Below are 16,632 nucleotides of genomic sequence, written 5' to 3' on the forward strand. Positions count from 1 at the left end.
ATTTAAAATTTATATAAAGTAAAATACTATTTGAGTATGCTGTTTTAGTAGAGCGTTAAATTGAATCTGGATTATTCAACTCCACCCTTAACACTGTCTTGCCACTCCTTTAAATCGTCCCATTTACCATCAGCAGCCATTTTTGCTTGTTTGGGCCAAGTGGTAGGGTCAAGATGTGCCATTCTGGAACTTGCTTCTGTCAAGACCTCCTTAATTTTTTCAGGGTCTGCTTTTGCAAGTGCTGCATAAGTATCAATACCGTTATTGGTCAATGCTTCTGCAGCTTTTGGGCCAATACCTTCTATTTTTGTAAGGTCGTCAGCTTTGGCAGGCTTGGCTTTCTTGGTTTTGGGCTCTTCCTCTTTTGCTTTGGTTGTAGTTTCTTTTTTAGCTTTAGGTTCTTTTGCTACTGTTTCCTTGGCGGGAGCAGTATTTTCTTTTTCCTCAGCAGCTTTGTCCTTAACTACCTCTTTAATTGGAGCACTTTCCTTTTTAGCTTCTGGTTTTTTAGTCTCTGCTGGAGTTTCGTCTTTAGCCGTGGTAGATGCTTCTTTGGCTTCAGCTTTTCCATCTTGCTTCTCGTTTTTACGCTCTGATAATCCTTCGGCAACTGCATTTGTTACCTCTGTCATGATGATCTCAATGGATTTTCCAGCATCGTCGTTAGCAGGGATTACGTAGTCGATAGGTCTTGGATCAGAATTGGTATCGATCATCGCAAAAATTGGAATGTTTAATTTCTGTGCTTCTTTTACAGCAATATGCTCTCGCATGGTATCAACGATGAAGATGGCACCTGGCAATCTGGTCATATCAGAAATAGAACCTAAGTTTTTTTCCAATTTTGCTCTTAAACGGTCAACTTGTAGGCGTTCTTTTTTAGAAAGCGTGTTAAAAGTTCCATCTTTTTTCATTCGGTCTATAGATGCCATTTTTTTGACAGCTTTACGAATGGTCACAAAATTGGTCAACATTCCCCCTGGCCATCTTTCAGTGATGTAGGGCATATTAACGTTGGATACTTTTTCAGCAACGATATCCTTTGCTTGTTTTTTTGTGGCTACAAAAAGAATTTTTCTTCCCGATGCTGCAATTTTTTTAAGGGCTTCATTTGCCTCTTCCAGTTTTGCAACTGTTTTGTAGAGATTGATAACGTGAATTCCGTTACGCTCCATATAAATATATGGAGACATGTTTGGATTCCACTTTCTTGTGAGGTGGCCAAAATGCACCCCTGCTTCTAATAAGTCTTTAACTTCAGCTTTACTTGCCATTTTTCTGTAATTAGTTTACGTTCCGTTGTATTAGCAATGGAAAGGTGGTCACAAAAGCTGTTCGCCCTCCCCATTTAGATGCTAAACTAAATTCCAAAAAGTCGATTTTTGCTCTTTGGAACAACAACAACTTGGTTAAAAATTAACCCTGAAATTTTTCAGGGTTTTCAATGAACTTCATCCTAAATTAAATTCAGGATATCTTATAATTGAATATCGAAACAAGTCCGATATGTCATTAACGTTTAGAGAACTGGAATTTTTTACGTGCTTTCTTTTGACCGAATTTCTTTCTTTCCACCATCCTTGGATCTCTAGTAAGAAGGCCTTCAGGCTTAAGAACACTTCTGTTCTCTTCATTTATTTCGCACATCACTCGAGATAATGCCAAACGAATGGCCTCAGCTTGTCCGGTTATACCACCACCATATACGTTTACCTTTACATCATAGCTATCTTCGTTTTCCGTAAGTGCGAAAGGCTGCTTTACCTTATATTGCAAAGTAGCTGTGGTAAAATAATCTTCTAAATCTTTTTTGTTTATTGTGATGTTTCCTTTTCCTTCAGAAACATATACTCTTGCAACAGCAGTTTTTCTTCTGCCAATCTTATGAACCACTTCCATTATTTGTAGTCGTTTAAGTTTATTGCCTTGGGTTTTTGTGCTTCTTGACCATGTTCTGATCCAACGTATACTTTTAGGTTTCTGAAAAGTTCAGCACCTAGTTTGTTTTTGGGAAGCATTCCCTTGACCGATTTCTCAATGATTCTTTCGGGGTGTTTATCCAATAACTCTTTAGCTGTAGTGGATCTCTGTCCTCCAGGATAACCAGTATAGCGTAAATAGGTCTTATCTTCCCATTTGTTGCCGGTCATGGTTATTTTCTCAGCATTGATAACTATAATATTATCGCCACAATCAACATGGGGCGTAAAATTTGGCTTATGTTTTCCTCTAAGTAACCTTGCTACTTTTGACGCAAATCTTCCTAACGTTTCCCCTTCAGCATCAACCAATAACCATTGTTTGTCAACGGTAGCTTTATTGGCAGAAATAGTCTTATAACTTAATGTATCCACTTCTAGAATGTTATTGAATTAAAAATCTATCCCGATTAACGGGCTGCAAATGTACAATTATTAGATTGAATTACAAATGCCTGATTAAGAATATTTTTACTTTTTTAGGACCAATTCCATTGCTGAGAATCCAATACTTTATTCTTGATTGATTTTTGTTAAAAAGCAAAATGAAATTTTAACGGACTGTAACTATTTTGATTTTGATAGGTCTTTAAGTTGACTAATCAAATCAAAAACGAACACGGTGAAAAAACTAATCATATTCTTCACACCTTTATTATTATCATTTTTTGCTAATGCCCAAGATTCAACACAAATTGTAAAGAAGAAAATTTATGTAACAAAACGGGTTGAAGGAACAGCACCTCCTGAAGTTGATGGCCTATTGAATGACATGGTTTGGAATTCGGTTGAATGGGGAGGGGATTATATAGAACTCCAACCTGATGAAAACACCCCGCCCAGCGAGCAAACCAAATTTAAAATAGTTTATGATAGCAAAAACCTATATATAGGAGTACGTTGTTATGATGCGGATCCAAATAAAATTGAAAGGCGATTATCCAGGAGAGACGGTTTTGAAGGGGACTGGGTAGAATTCAATATAGACAGTTATCATGACAAGCGTACCGCTTTTTCTTTTACCGTTACCGCAGCTGGTGTTAAGGGAGATGAGTTTGTTTCAAATAATGGGAATAACTGGGACAGTAGCTGGAACCCAATTTGGTACACAAAAACAAATATTGATGAGGAAGGGTGGACTGCTGAAATAAGGATTCCACTTAGCCAGTTAAAATTTGGAGATGCAGAGGAACAAATTTGGGGACTACAGTCCACACGAATGTTTTTTAGAGAAGCGGAGCGTTCACTTTGGCAACGAAAACCTATAGACCAACCTGGATGGGTAAGCGAATTTGGTGAGTTGCACGGACTAAAAAAAGTGGAGCCCCAAAAGCAATTGGAAATTCAACCCTACACCGTCACAAGTGGGGAAACCTATGAGGCCGAAGACGGAAATCCCTTTAGGGATGGTAGTGAAAGTGACATTACAGTAGGATTGGATGCCAAGATTGGAATAACCAATGATTTAACTGTTGACTTAACGGTAAATCCAGACTTTGGACAAGTAGAAGCAGACCCTTCTGCCATAGCCTTGGACGGTTTCCAGATTTTCTTTAGGGAGCAACGCCCCTTCTTCGTAGAGAACAAAAATATCTTTGACTTTAATGTTTCGGAATCGGAAGCAGGGAATACCTTTGGATTTGATAATGTCTTTTACTCAAGAAGAATAGGTAGAAGTCCGCAGGGATCTCCAGATACCAATGATAATGAATTCGTAGAACAGCCAGATAATACACCTATCATTGGCGCCGCTAAATTTAGTGGTAAAACCAAGAACGGATTGGCCATAGGGGTTTTGGAAAGTGTTACTGCAAAACGTTATGCAGTAATTAGTCAAGAGGATGGAACGCGGAGAAAAGAAGTAGTTGAACCTTTGACAAACTATTTTGTCGGAAGGCTTCAGAAAGACTTTAACGATCGAAACTCATATATAGGTGGAATTTTTACGGCCACGAACAGGGATGATCTAACAACAGAACTGAACTTTCTCCATAAATCCGCTTATACTGGCGGGATTGACTTTAAACACCAATGGCACAACAGGGACTGGTATGTTGAAGGAAATGTCATAGTGAGCCATGTGATGGGAAGCGAGGAGGCAATAAAAAACACCCAAGAATCCATTACCCATCTTTTTCAACGGGTAGATGCGGACCACGTGGCCGTGGATTCCACTAGAACTTCACTATCGGGTAGTGGCGGAAATGTTCAAATAGGTAAAATAGGCAATGGTCATTGGCGGTTCGAGTCTGGAGGAACATGGCGTTCTCCAGAACTGGAACTCAATGACATTGGATTTCAACGCCAATCCGATGACATTCGCCATTATACTTGGATTGGATACCAAACGTTAAAACCTGATAGTACATTTAGAAGAGTGGGAATAAACTATAATCATTGGAGCACTTGGGATTTTAATGGAAACCACAATAGTTTGCGCTTTAACACCAACAGCTGGCAAAACTGGGCAAATAACTGGTTTTCAAATGTTGGATTCAATTATGCGCCTTTTCAATATTCAAATTTTGCACTTAGGGGCGGTCCGCGGTTAAGGTTGTCCCCAGAAATAAGTTTTTGGAACAGGGTCAGTACCGATGAACGAAAAAAATTATCCTTTAGCGTTTTCCACAGAGGAGAGAGGGCAATCGATAACTCATTCAAGTCTTATTTTGTTGAAGCGGGGTTTGCTTACCAGCCTATAAATGCATTGCGTATCTCCGCTTTTCCCTCATTGAGTACAAATAGGGACAAATTACAGTTTATCGATAATCTCGCTGAAGAAAATGGTTCACCAAGGTATCTCAACGGAGAGATTGAACAAAGGACCCTAAGTATGTCGTTTCGTTTAAACTATACGATAAACCCAAATTTAACCATTCAATATTGGGGACAACCATTTATTTCTAGAGGTCGATATTCAAATTTTAAACATGTTACTGCGGCAACGGCAGAACGTTTTGAAGATAGGTTTATACAGTACGAAGGAAATCAGGTCTCATTGGCTGATGATACGTATTCAATTGATGAAAATATGGATGGGGTCGAGGATTTTAGCTTTGATGATCCCGATTTTTCATTCGTGCAGTTCCGTTCCAATCTGGTCGTTCGATGGGAGTATATTCCTGGGTCGGAAATTTTTCTGGTATGGTCCCAAGATGTCTCAAGGGACGGAAATCCATCAAAAGGTTTATTGACAAGTTTAGGCAACAATATATTTGGACAAAAACCACAAAATATCTTCTTATTAAAGGCTACATATAGATTTGTATTCTAAAGTATTCTATTTTTGCTGCACTATTTGAGGTTTTTTTACGTTATCTCTAATTAAAAACCTTCAAACTGACTAATATGAAAAAAAGCATAATAATTGTTTTTCTAGCTATTTTTACTGCATTTTCCTGTTCTACGGATAATGAAGATGATTCGGGTAACACACAGGAAACCACTATTAATTTATTGGGAACTTGGGTGCTGACCGATTTACGTATCGACGAAAACACCAATGATGACGATCTTAACTTTGCAAAACAACTCCTTGATGCCTTTTCTGCTTTGGATTGCGATATAGTAACCTTTACTTTTAGGAATGATAATACGGTAACTTCTGAAGATAAGACCAACTTTATAATTCAAAACGTAACGGCAGGTGCGGGTGGATTATCGGTTGATTGCCCAACCGAAAGCGTTTCAGAAACTACTACTTGGTCCCTGGACGGTGATCAGTTGACATTCATTAATGATGATCTGGAGGAAGAAACGATTACAATAGAATTGGAGGACGAAAACACTTTAATTATAGCGGGCTCAGATATAAATGCCAATAATTATACTGGTGCCGATGCAGTTTTTACAAAGCAATAAAAAAGACATATTCATCAAAAGCCCTGTACTTAAAAAGTATGGGGCTTTATTTTTTTGAGTGCATTTACCAAGGCTTCGTTTGCCTCTTGCGTACCTATAGTAATCCGTACTTTGCCCGGTGCCCCAAATTGTGAAACAGGTCTTACCATAATCCCCTCTGCCATTAATTTATCTGTAAAGTCAAACTCTGGAATGGGGGGCTCTACAATAAAAAAATTTCCTTGTGTGTGCCAGAACTTGATTCCAAGTGAAGTGAAGGCTTCAGATAGATATTTTCTCCCCTCACGAACGGTTTTTACTGTATTTTCAATGAACAATGAATCGCTCAAAGCACCAATTGCAGCTTCAATGGAAGTTATGGGGAGTAAAAAAGGTTTATGTATCTGCCGTATATAATTTGCAATAGTTGCCGTTGAATAACAATATCCAATCCGTTGGCCCGCCAAGCCATAGGTTTTTGAAAAACTGTTTATTGCAATAATGTTATGTCCCTCTTTTACAAACGGCAAGGCAGAAACGTAATCCTTTGCATCTGCAAAATGCCTATACACCTCATCAAAAACAACAACAATATTTTTAGGAATTCGATTTAAAAAATCTTCAAGAACTGGCTTTGGAACGTAAGTGCCCGTTGGGTTGTTTGGACTGGTCAAAAAGATAATTTTTGTCTTAGGGGTAATCGATCTGATAATTCCTTCAACATCCAAACTATAATCGGATTCTAAAAGTGGAACATCCACTTGTACAGCACCATACCATCTTGAAAATACGGAGTAAGGTAGAAAACAGGGATTGGAATAGATTACCTCATCGCCTTCCTTTATAAATGCCCTTAGCAGCATGTCAATGATTTCTGAACCACTATTGCCACAGATAAACTGATCCGCTACCAGTTGAGTATTAAAATCCGCAACCAAAGCTTCCCGTAACCTAATATCCGTTTGGTCAGGGTAAACATTCAAAATTTCTGCAGCTTTCTTTAGTGCTATCACAGCTTTTGGAGAAGCTCCCAATGGATTCTCATTTGAAGATAGTTTGTATATTTTCTTGTTGGAAGCAGGTATGTTTTTTCCGCCCCTATATACTTCTTTCGGTTCCAAATACGACTTGAATATAGACTCGATTCCGTTGTTCATCAATCTAATTTTTCAGCATATAGCAATGTGGCCAAGGCTTTCTCAGTATCGTTGTTCTCCAGTATCTGTTTAGATAGCCAGTGAAGTTCCTTTTTAAGCCTTTCAGGAGTTCCGCTCAATTTTTTCTTAAGCATTTTTATCTCATCATTATTACCCACTTGTTCTATTTCTTCTAGGGAGGGAAGCTTTTCCAAATTTCCCAACCTACCTAAATTATTGCCCGTAAGGACATCACTGTTACGAACACTTTCTGGAAGTTGGTCAACACCAATGCCTTTGCTTCTGATAGGTTTGGGAATTTCAAAAAGAGAACTTCCACTTGCTCTAGTGTACCAACTTCCCCCCATTCTTCCTACCAAATCCAATTTTAGGGGATCTAATTTTCCTTCTTCATCCAAATACTTATTGTTGATGTGAATCAGTTCCACTTTTGCCAAAATAAGATTGCCCGCACCAGGTTTTTCCGCCAGTTCTATAACTTGGTCAACGGTACACTCAAAAGAAACAGGTGCTTCAGCAACACGTGGTGGCCTCACCTTTTCACTGGAAATTTCCGTTAACCCGGATTTAGTGAATTCGTTCACACCTTTTTCATATGCAGTGCTGGACAAGGACATCTGTTCAATAATTGAATGATCAACGATATTGATAACAACTTCTGGGACTTCCTTAATATTTTGGTGGGAGTGTTTTAATGAATTATCGCGACCACTACGTGCAGGAGAGAAAATCATTATTGGGGGATTGGAACTAAAGACATTAAAAAAACTAAAAGGGCTAAGGTTCACATTGTCTTCCAAATCGACCGTACTTGCAAAGCAAATAGGTCTCGGGGCTACCGCATTGAGCAAATATGCATGCAATTCTGGTTGTGATATTGTATTGGGGTCAATGGTTTTTACTTTCATTATTTTACCTATAAAAGGTGGCTGAGCGGAGTCGAAGCCACATAAATATTTATTCAGACCTGTAGCTTGGACTCCGCTCAGCTAACATACATATATTATTTTGCTGGAAGAATTTTAGCTGAAACTTCTCCAAACCCAACACGAACGCCATCTTTTTCTGAGTAGCCCCGCATGGTTACGGTATCTCCATCATTAATGAATTTTCGCTCTGTCCCATCATTCATTTTAATAGGTTTTGTACCCATCCAGGCAAGTTCCAACATAGAACCGTATGAGTTTTCATCTTTGCCTGAAATTGTTCCAGAACCGTAAAGGTCACCAACATTGATATTGCAACCATTTATGGTATGATGTGCCAATTGTTGCACCATATTCCAATACATGTATTTAAAATTGGAATGACATACCGTTTTTTCGTCACTACCTTCAGGAGTTATCCCAACTTTCAATTGGATGTCATAATTTTTTTGTCCTTCGTATTCCAAATAGGGCAGTACCTTGGGTTCTTGTTGTGGTCCGGACACCCTAAAAGGCTCAAAGGCTTCCAGCGTAACTACCCAAGGGGAAATATGTGATGCAAAGTTTTTCGCCAAAAATGGCCCCAACGGTACGTACTCCCATTTTTGAATATCGCGTGCCGACCAATCGTTCAATAGCACCATGCCAAAAATGTAATCCTCTGCATCATTTGTAGCAATGGACTCTCCCACTTCTGTGCTTTTTCCAGTGATAAAACCCATTTCCAATTCAAAATCCAATCGAGCAGAGGCTTGAAAAACAGGTGAAGACGCGTCTTTTGGCAATACTTGTCCTTTTGGTCTGTGAATAGATTCTCCACTGACTACAATTGAACTTGCGCGTCCATGATAGCCAACTGGAATGTGCTTCCAGTTCGGTAGCAAAGCATTTTCTGGATCACGGAACATTTTGCCCACATTGGTAGCATGCTCAATGCTGGAGTAAAAGTCCGTGTAATCCCCTATTGCAACGGGCATATGCATATTGGCTTTGGACTGTGGCACAAAAAGCTCAGGCTTGCCTGCCAATACGGAATCATCATCCTTTAACCAGTGCTGAATATCGACCCTTACTTTTTTGGTAATAGACTTTCCCAGCGCTATAAAATCGTTAAGGGTATCTTTTTCAAGTACTGCTGTATTAAAATCAAATACATCCAGTTCAGCTACAGCAGCCAAGTCCAAAATGTGGTCACCAATGGCTATTCCAGCTCTTGGGGTTCTATCTACGGTTGAAAAAATTCCAAAGGGGATGTTATGGATTGAAAAATCTGAATTTTCAGGTATGTTTATAATCATTCTTTAAATGGATGTTAGAAGTGAGACTATAGATATGAGATTTTTTTTGTTATCTAGTCTTATTTTATATGTTCTTGCTGTACTCACCCTTTGCGGGAGTTAGAGGGGGCATCTAACCAGGATTTATAATATTTTCCGTCATCAATTTTCAAGGCATTTTCTGTAATCTGTAAAGGTTTGAAGGTGTCTATCATTACCGCCAATTCCTCGGTCTTTGTTTTACCGATACTTGCCTCGTAGGTTCCAGGGTGCGGCCCGTGCGGAATCCCTGCCGGATGTAATGAAATATAACCTGGTCCTATTCCTGTTCTGCTCATAAAATCACCATCTACATAATACAAGACCTCATCAGAATCTATGTTCGAGTGATTGTATGGTGCGGGAATGGATTTGGGATGATAATCGTACAATCTTGGACAGAACGAACAAATGACAAAAGCTCCCGTCTCAAAGGTTTGATGCACTGGTGGTGGTTGGTGTACCCTGCCAGTAATCGGCTCAAAATTATGGATTGAAAAGCCGAAAGGAAAGTTATAGCCATCCCATCCCACAACATCAAAAGGATGTGTTGCGTAAACCAGATGATGTAACATGCCTTGCTTTTTTACTTTCATGACAAACTCACCTTTTTCGTCGTGTGTCTGTAAATCTTGGGGCAGTTTATAATCGCGCTCGCAAAAAGGGGAATGTTCCAGTAACTGTCCAAACCAATTGCGATATCGTTTTGGAGTGTAGATGGGATGAAAGGACTCTGCATATAAAATACGGTTGTCCTCTGTATCAAATTCAATCTGATAAATCATCCCTCTTGGAATGATAAGGTAATCTCCATACTCAAAAGGTATGTTTCCGAGAAATGTTTTTAATGTTCCGGTTCCCTTATGAATAAAGAGCATCTCATCAGCATCTGAGTTTTTATAGAAATATTCCGTTAGCGATTTTTTAGGTGCTGCGAGGCCTATATGAACATCACTATTAACAAGCATCGGTTCACGAGACTCCAGAAAATCGTCCTTGGGAGCTATATTAAAACCAATAAGCTTTCGAGATTTTATGTGCTTTGCCTCGGCTATTTTAGGACTTAGGTCAATAGCCTCATTAATTTCCTTTATCTGTGTAGGTCTATGCACGTGATACAATAAGGATGACATTCCATCAAAACCAATGGTGCCAAACAATTGTTCATAATAAAGGCTGCCATCTGGCTTCTCAAATTGCGTATGTCGCTTTTGCGGAATTTTCCCTAATTTATGGTAAATCGGCATTTTTTAGATTTTAAATTCAGAGTTCAGAGTTCAGAGTTCAGAGTTCAGAGTTCAGAGTTCAGAGTTCAGAGTTCAGAGTTCAGAGTTCAGATTTCAGAGTTCAGAGTTCAGGTCATCATAACCAACAACTATATAACTTAAAACTCTTAACTTATTAATGTAGCGTTCCTCTTAATTCTTGTTCCCGTTCTATGGCTTCAAACAATGCTTTAAAGTTACCTTTTCCAAATGATTGTGCACCTTTTCGCTGAATGATTTCAAAAAACATAGTGGGTCTTGGCTCTACAGGTCGTGTAAAAATCTGCAATAGATAACCTTCATCATCGCGATCTACCAAAATACCCAATTCTTTAAGTGGTGCAATGTCCTCATCAATTTTACCTACGCGATCCAAAACTACATCATAATAGGTGTCGGGTACTTTTAGGAATTCCACACCACGACTTTTTAAATTCTTTACAGTTTGGATAATGTTATCTGTGGCTACAGCTATATGTTGCACACCTTCTCCTTCATAGAAGTCCAAGTACTCTTCAACCTGTGATTTTTTCTTGCCCTCTGCCGGTTCATTTATGGGAAATTTGATTCTACCGTTTCCATTGCTCATTACCTTGCTCATCAAAGCGGTGTAATCTGTGGAAATATCTTTGTCATCAAAAGAAAGTATTTGTGTAAAGCCCATGACATTCTCATAAAAATTGACCCATTCGTTCATTCGGTTCCAGCCAACATTTCCCACCATGTGATCCACATACTTTAAACCTGTAGAGGATGGGCTATAATCAGGCGTTTCCCATTTTCTAAAGCCAGGCATAAAGATTCCATTGTAATCCTTTCGCTCTACAAAAATATGTACGGTCTCGCCATAGGTATAAATCCCGGAACGAACTATTTTTCCAGTTTTATCTTCTTCGGTTTTTGGTTCCATATATGATTTTGCGCCACGCTCTACTGCGGCATTATAGGCATAAGCAGCGTCATCTACCCATAATGCAACAACTTTAACGCCATCACCATGTTGATCGATATGCCTTCCGATATCAGTTCCGCTTTTTAATGGAGAAGTCAAAACAAGGCGAATTTTATCCTGTATCACGACATAACTTTCCCTATCCTTCAGCCCTGTCTCCAGTCCCGCATAGGCCAATGATTGAAAACCAAAGGCAGTCTTATAAAAATGCGCGGCTTGTTTGGAATTGCTAACATAGAGCTCCAAATAATCTGTACCGTTGATCGGCATGAAATCTTTAGCGGTATCATGTATTTTTGGTAACGTGGAAGTGGACATGGTAAATTAAATTTAAGAGTTATTCGAAAATATTGTTGCTTATGCAACAAAAATAGTAATTTTGAATTACGAAAAAGACTTTAATAAGAAAAGTTTAAGTAAAAATAATGGTCGTTTTAAGTGTAGTCGAGAAACGGATAGTTATTTGCCAAGCATCTTGACTGTGCTCGATGTGACTTTTGGATGAAAATACAAATATGCTCAATCAAATAGATGAAATATCAGGAATAGGATTGCATTTGGATATGGTCCTTCGCAAAGTGCAAGACGCATATTTGAGAAAATTCAGGGAACTAAATATTAATCTTACGATTGAGCAATGGGTTGTTTTGTATCGTATCTACCAATTGGGCGAAGAGGTTTCACAATCCGATATTGTAAAGTCAAATTTTCGTAATCGTGCTACTACTTCAAGGGTTATAGGTGGTCTAGAACGAAAGAATTGGATAACCAAGAACCGTTTTAATGGAGATTTGAAACGTTTTAAGCTAGAGCTGACCTCCAAAGGACATAGCATTATCCTTCAGATTGAACCACACGCCAATTTACTTCGAAAAAAAGCAATTGAAGGACTGGATACTATCGAATTTGAAACTTTTTTGAAAGTCTTGGACCAAATAGGGGAGAATTATCAGGAGTAAGTTATTTTACCGATCTAGGAATCAATTCTTCATTTTTATCAAAATCCAAGGTGTAGTACGTAAAATTCAGGTTTTTTAGTTCTGCATATTTCAGTACAAGAATATGCCCGGTAATTGGATAATATTTTGAGCTATTGTCTTTCTTTTTTCCATTCTTGGATATTTCACTATCATTCAAAAGTTTTCTTCGCTGGGCGTTGGTAATGCTTATGGTTTCAAGTCCTCCATCGCTACTTAGTTCGTAATCGACCAAAATACCATCATATAGGTAAGAATTCCCGTTCAGCTCTAGAATAGCGTCTATAAAAACAAACTCTATATCTTCAACACTGTCTTCTTCCAGAATTATTTCTGCTCTTGGAAAGTCGAAAAACTCTCCTTTCAAAATATAGTGCCATGAGTTTTGGAACCTAAAGAACTTAAATCTCCTATCCCACCTTTTGCTGCGCACCAGTCTTTTTATGAGATATCCAGAAAAGCTAGCGACTAGGAACATGGATACATTGTAAATCAAAACCCTAACTGAACTGTTTTCAAGATTCTGAAAAGATTCTTCTGAAGGATTGGAAGACACAATGTCTCCTAGTGTGTAAAGATCAACGTGGAAACCGATAAGTCTGGCCGAAAAATACCAGAGAAACTGAAAGAACAGACTGGGAAGTATGGTTGCTATAAAGATTGCAAAAAATGTTTCCTTAAAGTATTCTCTAGAAAATTCTTCTGTATAATAGAATCTTCTAAATAAGATTCCGGGAATAAGCAAGAAAAATAAAACCAACGTTGATAGGGCAATACTCATTAAGCACTTTTCAGCTTTTCGGCCTCTGCATCTATCCTATTTTTTGTTTCCTTGGATAATTTTATGGTAGAATGTTCATTATGGCGAAGTGCCCTAACGGCATCAGCTAATTTTTTTGAATCCTTGGGACTGTTCAAAATGATGCTTACCCTCCTGCTGGTCAAAGGGGAATCCGTATTCCAAAAGGAGATGTTTCTTTTGTCTATTTGTTCTTTTTTGTTCGACATCTACTGTAAAATTAGAACAAAATTCTTATTGATTGCTATAATTCAATAAAAAATATAGGATTAGTCGTTACATTTTCAAGCTATTACCATTTAAGCATTAGAATTACTCCCAAGTTTTTTCTCCGGTTTTTCATTGGGTTGGTCATAGCCTGAAAGAAATCAAGATACCAGAGCCAAAACAAAAACGATAAAAAAAACATCCAATTTCTTAGGTCTGTTAGCGCAGCGGTCTAATGCGCCTCTAACCAATTGTCACCAATCCCCACTTCCACATCTAAAGGAACTGCAAGCGTGTAGGCATTTTCCATTTCAATTTTTATCATGTTTTTTACATCCTCCAGTTCCGGTTTGTAGGCATCAAAAACCAATTCATCGTGTACCTGTAACAACATTTTCGTTTTGTAGTTTCCTTCAGAAAGTTTCTTGTGAATATTAATCATGGCGATTTTGATGATATCCGCTGCACTTCCTTGAATAGGTGCATTTACCGCATTTCGTTCCGCAGCACCGCGAACGACCGCATTGCTGCCATTAATGTCCTTTAAATACCTGCGTCTTCCCAAAACAGTCTGTACATAACCATTGTCTCTGGCAAAATCTACCTGTTCACCCATATAATTACGCAGTTTGGGATAAGTTTTATAATAGGTTTCTATAAGTTCTTTGGATTCGGCACGTGTTAAATCCGTTTGGTTGCTGAGCCCAAATGCCGAAACACCATAAATGATTCCAAAATTTACTGTTTTTGCATTACTACGCTGTTCACGGGTGACCTCGTCAATAGGTACATTGAACACTTTGGAAGCTGTTGAGGCATGAATATCCTCTCCATTTTTAAAGGCTTCAATCATTGTATCCTCCTCGCTCAAAGCCGCAATTATCCGCAATTCTATCTGGGAATAATCAGCTGCCAACAATGTATAGTTTTCATCACGCGGAATAAAGGCTTTTCTAACCTGTCGCCCACGTTCCGTTCTAATTGGAATATTCTGCAAATTTGGATTATTGCTACTTAGCCTTCCCGTAGCAGCAACAGTTTGCATATAATCTGTATGTACACGTTTTGTTTTTGTCTCCACTTGCTCAGGGAGTGCATCAACATAGGTACTTTTTAATTTGGCAAGCCCTCGGTAGTCCAACACATTTTTAATGATTTCATGATTCTTGGCCAAATAGGAGAGTACATCTTCAGCAGTGGAGTATTGCCCTGTCTTGGTTTTTTTTGGTTTATCCACCAATTTCAATTTATCAAAAAGGATTTCGCCCAATTGTTTTGGTGAAGCAATATTGAATTCCTCGCCCGCGGCTTTATAGATTTTTTGTTCCAGATTTTTGATGTCGACATCAAGAACGGTTGATAATTCCTTCAAAAAATCTTCATCAAGATTTATACCCTCGGTTTCCATGTCCGCCAAAACTCTTAGTAGGGGAATTTCAATACTTTCAAAAAGCTCCTCGGTCTTTGCTTCTAAAAGCTCAGGTCTAAATTGTTGCGCTAATTGTAAAGTAATGTCGGCATCTTCAGATGCATATTCGGTTTGCTTTTCCAAAGGGACCTGTCGCATGCTCAATTGGTTTTTTCCTTTTTTGCCGATAAGTTCTGTAATGGAAACTGGAGTATAGTTGAGATACGTCTCTGCAAGCACGTCCATATTATGGCGCATATCCGGATTGATGAGGTAATGTGCCAGCATGGTATCGAACAATTTTCCCTTTACTTCAATACCATAATTTTTCATCACTTTGATATCGTACTTTAGGTTTTGCCCAATTTTTTCTATGGCTTCAGATTCAAAGAAAGGCCGAAGTTCCTCTAAAATTCCCAAAGCTGTTACTTTATCTTCTGGGATAGGGATATAAAATCCTTTTTTGGCTTCCCAGCTAAAAGCAATTCCCACCAGTTCGGCCTCCAACGGATTAAGGGACGTTGTTTCTGTATCAAAACAGACCGATTTTTGCTGCATCAATTTTTCCATAAAAAGTTTTATGGACAAACCCTCCTTAACAGTTTGATAAAAATGTGGTACTTCTGTAATAGTCTGTCTGCTATTTATGTCCTTAATAGTGGCAGCAGCTTCAGAAGGGTTCCCCCCAAATAAAGTAAACTGTCCACTCCCCGCTACTTTTGCCTGTTGTTTGGCAGTAGGCGTGCTGGTCACTTGGGTAACAGTTTCGGTTTCACCGGAAAAAATCTTTAAGAACTGCTCTTTTAGCCTTCTAAATTCCAGCTCTTCAAAGATTTGCTGCACCTTTTCTGCATCGGGTTCGCACATTTCAAAATCGTCCGCGTTAAAGGTAACTTCGCAATCTATCTTTATCTCGGCCAATTTTCGGGACAATCTTCCCAACTCTGCGTTTTCCTCAACTTTCTCCTTCATTTTTCCTTTTAGCTTATCGGTGTTTGCCAATAGTCCTTCCATGGATTCAAATTGCTCAAGGAATTTTTTTGCGGTTTTATCGCCTACGCCAGGCAAACCGGGAATATTGTCACTGGCATCGCCCATCATGCCCAGATAGTCTATCACTTGTTCTGGCCTTTCTACCCCAAATCTTTTCTGTACTTCGGGAATTCCCCATATTTCTATTCCGTTACCCATTCTTGCGGGGCGATACATGAAAATGTTCTCAGAAACCAATTGGCCAAAATCCTTATCAGGAGTAACCATAAAAACCTTATAATCTTCTTTTTCTGCCTGTTTGGCCAAAGTGCCAATCAAGTCGTCCGCTTCATAACCTTCCAATTCTACCACGGGAATTTTCATTGCGTTCAGAATTTGTTGGATATATGGAATCGCTATTCTAATAGCATCTGGCGTTTCGTCACGATTGGCTTTATATTCTTCGAACATTTCCGTGCGCTCCACACTTCCACCTTTATCAAAAGCAACCGCCAAGTGATCTGGTTTTTCTCGTTTTATAACATCAAATAGTGAATTCATAAAACCCATTATCGCCGAGGTGTCCATTCCTTTGGAATTGATTCTGGGATTTTTTATAAGGGCATAGTAACCGCGAAAAATTAAAGCGTAGGCATCTAAAAGAAAGAGTCTTTTTTGGTCAGGCATATTTTATGATCATTGTTGTTATTGAAAGTTTTTAAAAGTACAAAGTTTGTATTGAAAGAAACCACCCAAAATGGAAATTGTGCAGCCCGTTAAATCGCTATTAAACCTATAAGGGCGAAAATGAAAAGAAATATCTTTACAAAAAAG

14 protein-coding genes are annotated in these 16,632 nt (G+C 38.6%); 3 read left to right on the forward strand and 11 right to left on the reverse strand.

All coding sequences use genetic code 11. The annotated features are described in order from the left end of the window. Positions 1-71: 71 nt before the first annotated feature. The 3 genes from rpsB to rplM all read right to left on the reverse strand — a co-directional run bounded on the left by rpsB (position 72) and on the right by rplM (position 2,354). Positions 72-1,274, reverse strand: coding sequence for a 30S ribosomal protein S2 (rpsB, locus tag HME9304_RS10195; protein WP_112378496.1), 1,203 nt, complete (start codon positions 1,272-1,274; stop codon positions 72-74). Between the two features lie 238 nt (positions 1,275-1,512). Then, positions 1,513-1,899, reverse strand: a complete 387-nt coding sequence (gene rpsI / locus HME9304_RS10200; RefSeq protein ID WP_112378497.1) for a 30S ribosomal protein S9 — start codon at positions 1,897-1,899, stop codon at positions 1,513-1,515. Beyond that, the gene (rplM, locus tag HME9304_RS10205) at positions 1,899-2,354 is read right to left on the reverse strand and encodes a 50S ribosomal protein L13 (protein WP_112378498.1); all 456 of its coding nucleotides are present in this window, start codon (positions 2,352-2,354) and stop codon (positions 1,899-1,901) included. The genes rpsI and rplM overlap by 1 nt, the downstream gene beginning before the upstream one ends. Positions 2,355-2,601: 247 nt before the next feature. Here rplM and HME9304_RS10210 point away from each other — a divergent pair, with 247 nt between their 5' ends. Then, positions 2,602-5,253: a DUF5916 domain-containing protein gene (locus HME9304_RS10210; protein WP_112378499.1), complete on the forward strand. Its 2,652-nt coding sequence runs from the start codon at positions 2,602-2,604 to the stop codon at positions 5,251-5,253. 74 nt (positions 5,254-5,327) lie between these two features. After that, positions 5,328-5,840 (forward strand): lipocalin family protein, encoded by a 513-nt coding sequence (locus tag HME9304_RS10215; protein ID WP_112378500.1) that lies wholly within the window; start codon positions 5,328-5,330, stop codon positions 5,838-5,840. Between the two features lie 29 nt (positions 5,841-5,869). Here the strand turns inward: HME9304_RS10215 and HME9304_RS10220 are convergent, their stop codons facing one another. From HME9304_RS10220 to hppD, 5 genes are all read right to left on the reverse strand, one after another. Further along, positions 5,870-6,976, reverse strand: coding sequence for a pyridoxal phosphate-dependent aminotransferase (locus tag HME9304_RS10220; RefSeq protein ID WP_112378501.1), 1,107 nt, complete (start codon positions 6,974-6,976; stop codon positions 5,870-5,872). Continuing rightward, positions 6,976-7,884: a flavin reductase family protein gene (locus HME9304_RS10225; RefSeq protein WP_112378502.1), complete on the reverse strand. Its 909-nt coding sequence runs from the start codon at positions 7,882-7,884 to the stop codon at positions 6,976-6,978. The genes HME9304_RS10220 and HME9304_RS10225 overlap by 1 nt, the downstream gene beginning before the upstream one ends. A 95-nt stretch (positions 7,885-7,979) precedes the next feature. Next, positions 7,980-9,200, reverse strand: a complete 1,221-nt coding sequence (gene fahA, locus HME9304_RS10230; protein ID WP_112378503.1) for a fumarylacetoacetase — start codon at positions 9,198-9,200, stop codon at positions 7,980-7,982. Positions 9,201-9,283: 83 nt separating this feature from the next. Further along, complete coding sequence (locus tag HME9304_RS10235) at positions 9,284-10,465, reverse strand: homogentisate 1,2-dioxygenase (RefSeq protein ID WP_112378504.1); 1,182 nt, start codon at positions 10,463-10,465, stop codon at positions 9,284-9,286. A 154-nt stretch (positions 10,466-10,619) separates the two neighbouring features. Continuing rightward, entirely contained in the window at positions 10,620-11,753 is a 1,134-nt protein-coding gene (gene hppD, locus HME9304_RS10240; RefSeq protein ID WP_112378505.1) for a 4-hydroxyphenylpyruvate dioxygenase, read from the reverse strand. 197 nt (positions 11,754-11,950) lie between these two features. On the opposite strand from hppD, the gene HME9304_RS10245 reads away from it, so the two are divergent. Continuing rightward, positions 11,951-12,394 (forward strand): MarR family winged helix-turn-helix transcriptional regulator, encoded by a 444-nt coding sequence (locus tag HME9304_RS10245; protein ID WP_112378506.1) that lies wholly within the window; start codon positions 11,951-11,953, stop codon positions 12,392-12,394. Position 12,395: 1 nt separating this feature from the next. On the opposite strand, the gene HME9304_RS10250 is transcribed toward HME9304_RS10245, so the two are convergent. From HME9304_RS10250 to polA, 3 genes are all read right to left on the reverse strand, one after another. Continuing rightward, positions 12,396-13,193, reverse strand: a complete 798-nt coding sequence (locus HME9304_RS10250) for a hypothetical protein (protein WP_123877439.1) — start codon at positions 13,191-13,193, stop codon at positions 12,396-12,398. Further along, on the reverse strand, positions 13,193-13,420 hold the full coding sequence (locus tag HME9304_RS10255) for a hypothetical protein (protein WP_112378508.1): 228 nt from the start codon (positions 13,418-13,420) through the stop codon (positions 13,193-13,195). Before HME9304_RS10255 ends, HME9304_RS10250 begins: the two co-directional genes overlap by 1 nt. Before the next feature lie 230 nt (positions 13,421-13,650). Next, on the reverse strand, positions 13,651-16,485 hold the full coding sequence (polA, locus tag HME9304_RS10260; RefSeq protein WP_112378509.1) for a DNA polymerase I: 2,835 nt from the start codon (positions 16,483-16,485) through the stop codon (positions 13,651-13,653). Positions 16,486-16,632 lie beyond the last annotated feature (147 nt).

The organism is Flagellimonas maritima (genome assembly GCF_003269425.1).
GTDB lineage: Bacteria > Bacteroidota > Bacteroidia > Flavobacteriales > Flavobacteriaceae > Flagellimonas > Flagellimonas maritima.

Bases quoted from the DNA above. Each gene is read 5' to 3' on its own strand.
- HME9304_RS10235 (WP_112378504.1), bottom strand. From the start codon at position 10,465: ATGCCGATTTACCATAAATTAGGGAAAATTCCGCAAAAGCGACATACG.
- HME9304_RS10215 (WP_112378500.1), top strand. From the start codon at position 5,328: ATGAAAAAAAGCATAATAATTGTTTTTCTAGCTATTTTTACTGCATTT.
- rpsB (WP_112378496.1), bottom strand. From the start codon at position 1,274: ATGGCAAGTAAAGCTGAAGTTAAAGACTTATTAGAAGCAGGGGTGCAT.
- HME9304_RS10255 (WP_112378508.1), bottom strand. From the start codon at position 13,420: ATGTCGAACAAAAAAGAACAAATAGACAAAAGAAACATCTCCTTTTGG.
- rpsI (WP_112378497.1), bottom strand. From the start codon at position 1,899: ATGGAAGTGGTTCATAAGATTGGCAGAAGAAAAACTGCTGTTGCAAGA.
- polA (WP_112378509.1), bottom strand. From the start codon at position 16,485: ATGCCTGACCAAAAAAGACTCTTTCTTTTAGATGCCTACGCTTTAATT.
- HME9304_RS10250 (WP_123877439.1), bottom strand. From the start codon at position 13,193: ATGAGTATTGCCCTATCAACGTTGGTTTTATTTTTCTTGCTTATTCCC.
- hppD (WP_112378505.1), bottom strand. From the start codon at position 11,753: ATGTCCACTTCCACGTTACCAAAAATACATGATACCGCTAAAGATTTC.
- HME9304_RS10225 (WP_112378502.1), bottom strand. From the start codon at position 7,884: ATGAAAGTAAAAACCATTGACCCCAATACAATATCACAACCAGAATTG.
- fahA (WP_112378503.1), bottom strand. From the start codon at position 9,200: ATGATTATAAACATACCTGAAAATTCAGATTTTTCAATCCATAACATC.
- HME9304_RS10245 (WP_112378506.1), top strand. From the start codon at position 11,951: ATGCTCAATCAAATAGATGAAATATCAGGAATAGGATTGCATTTGGAT.
- HME9304_RS10220 (WP_112378501.1), bottom strand. From the start codon at position 6,976: ATGAACAACGGAATCGAGTCTATATTCAAGTCGTATTTGGAACCGAAA.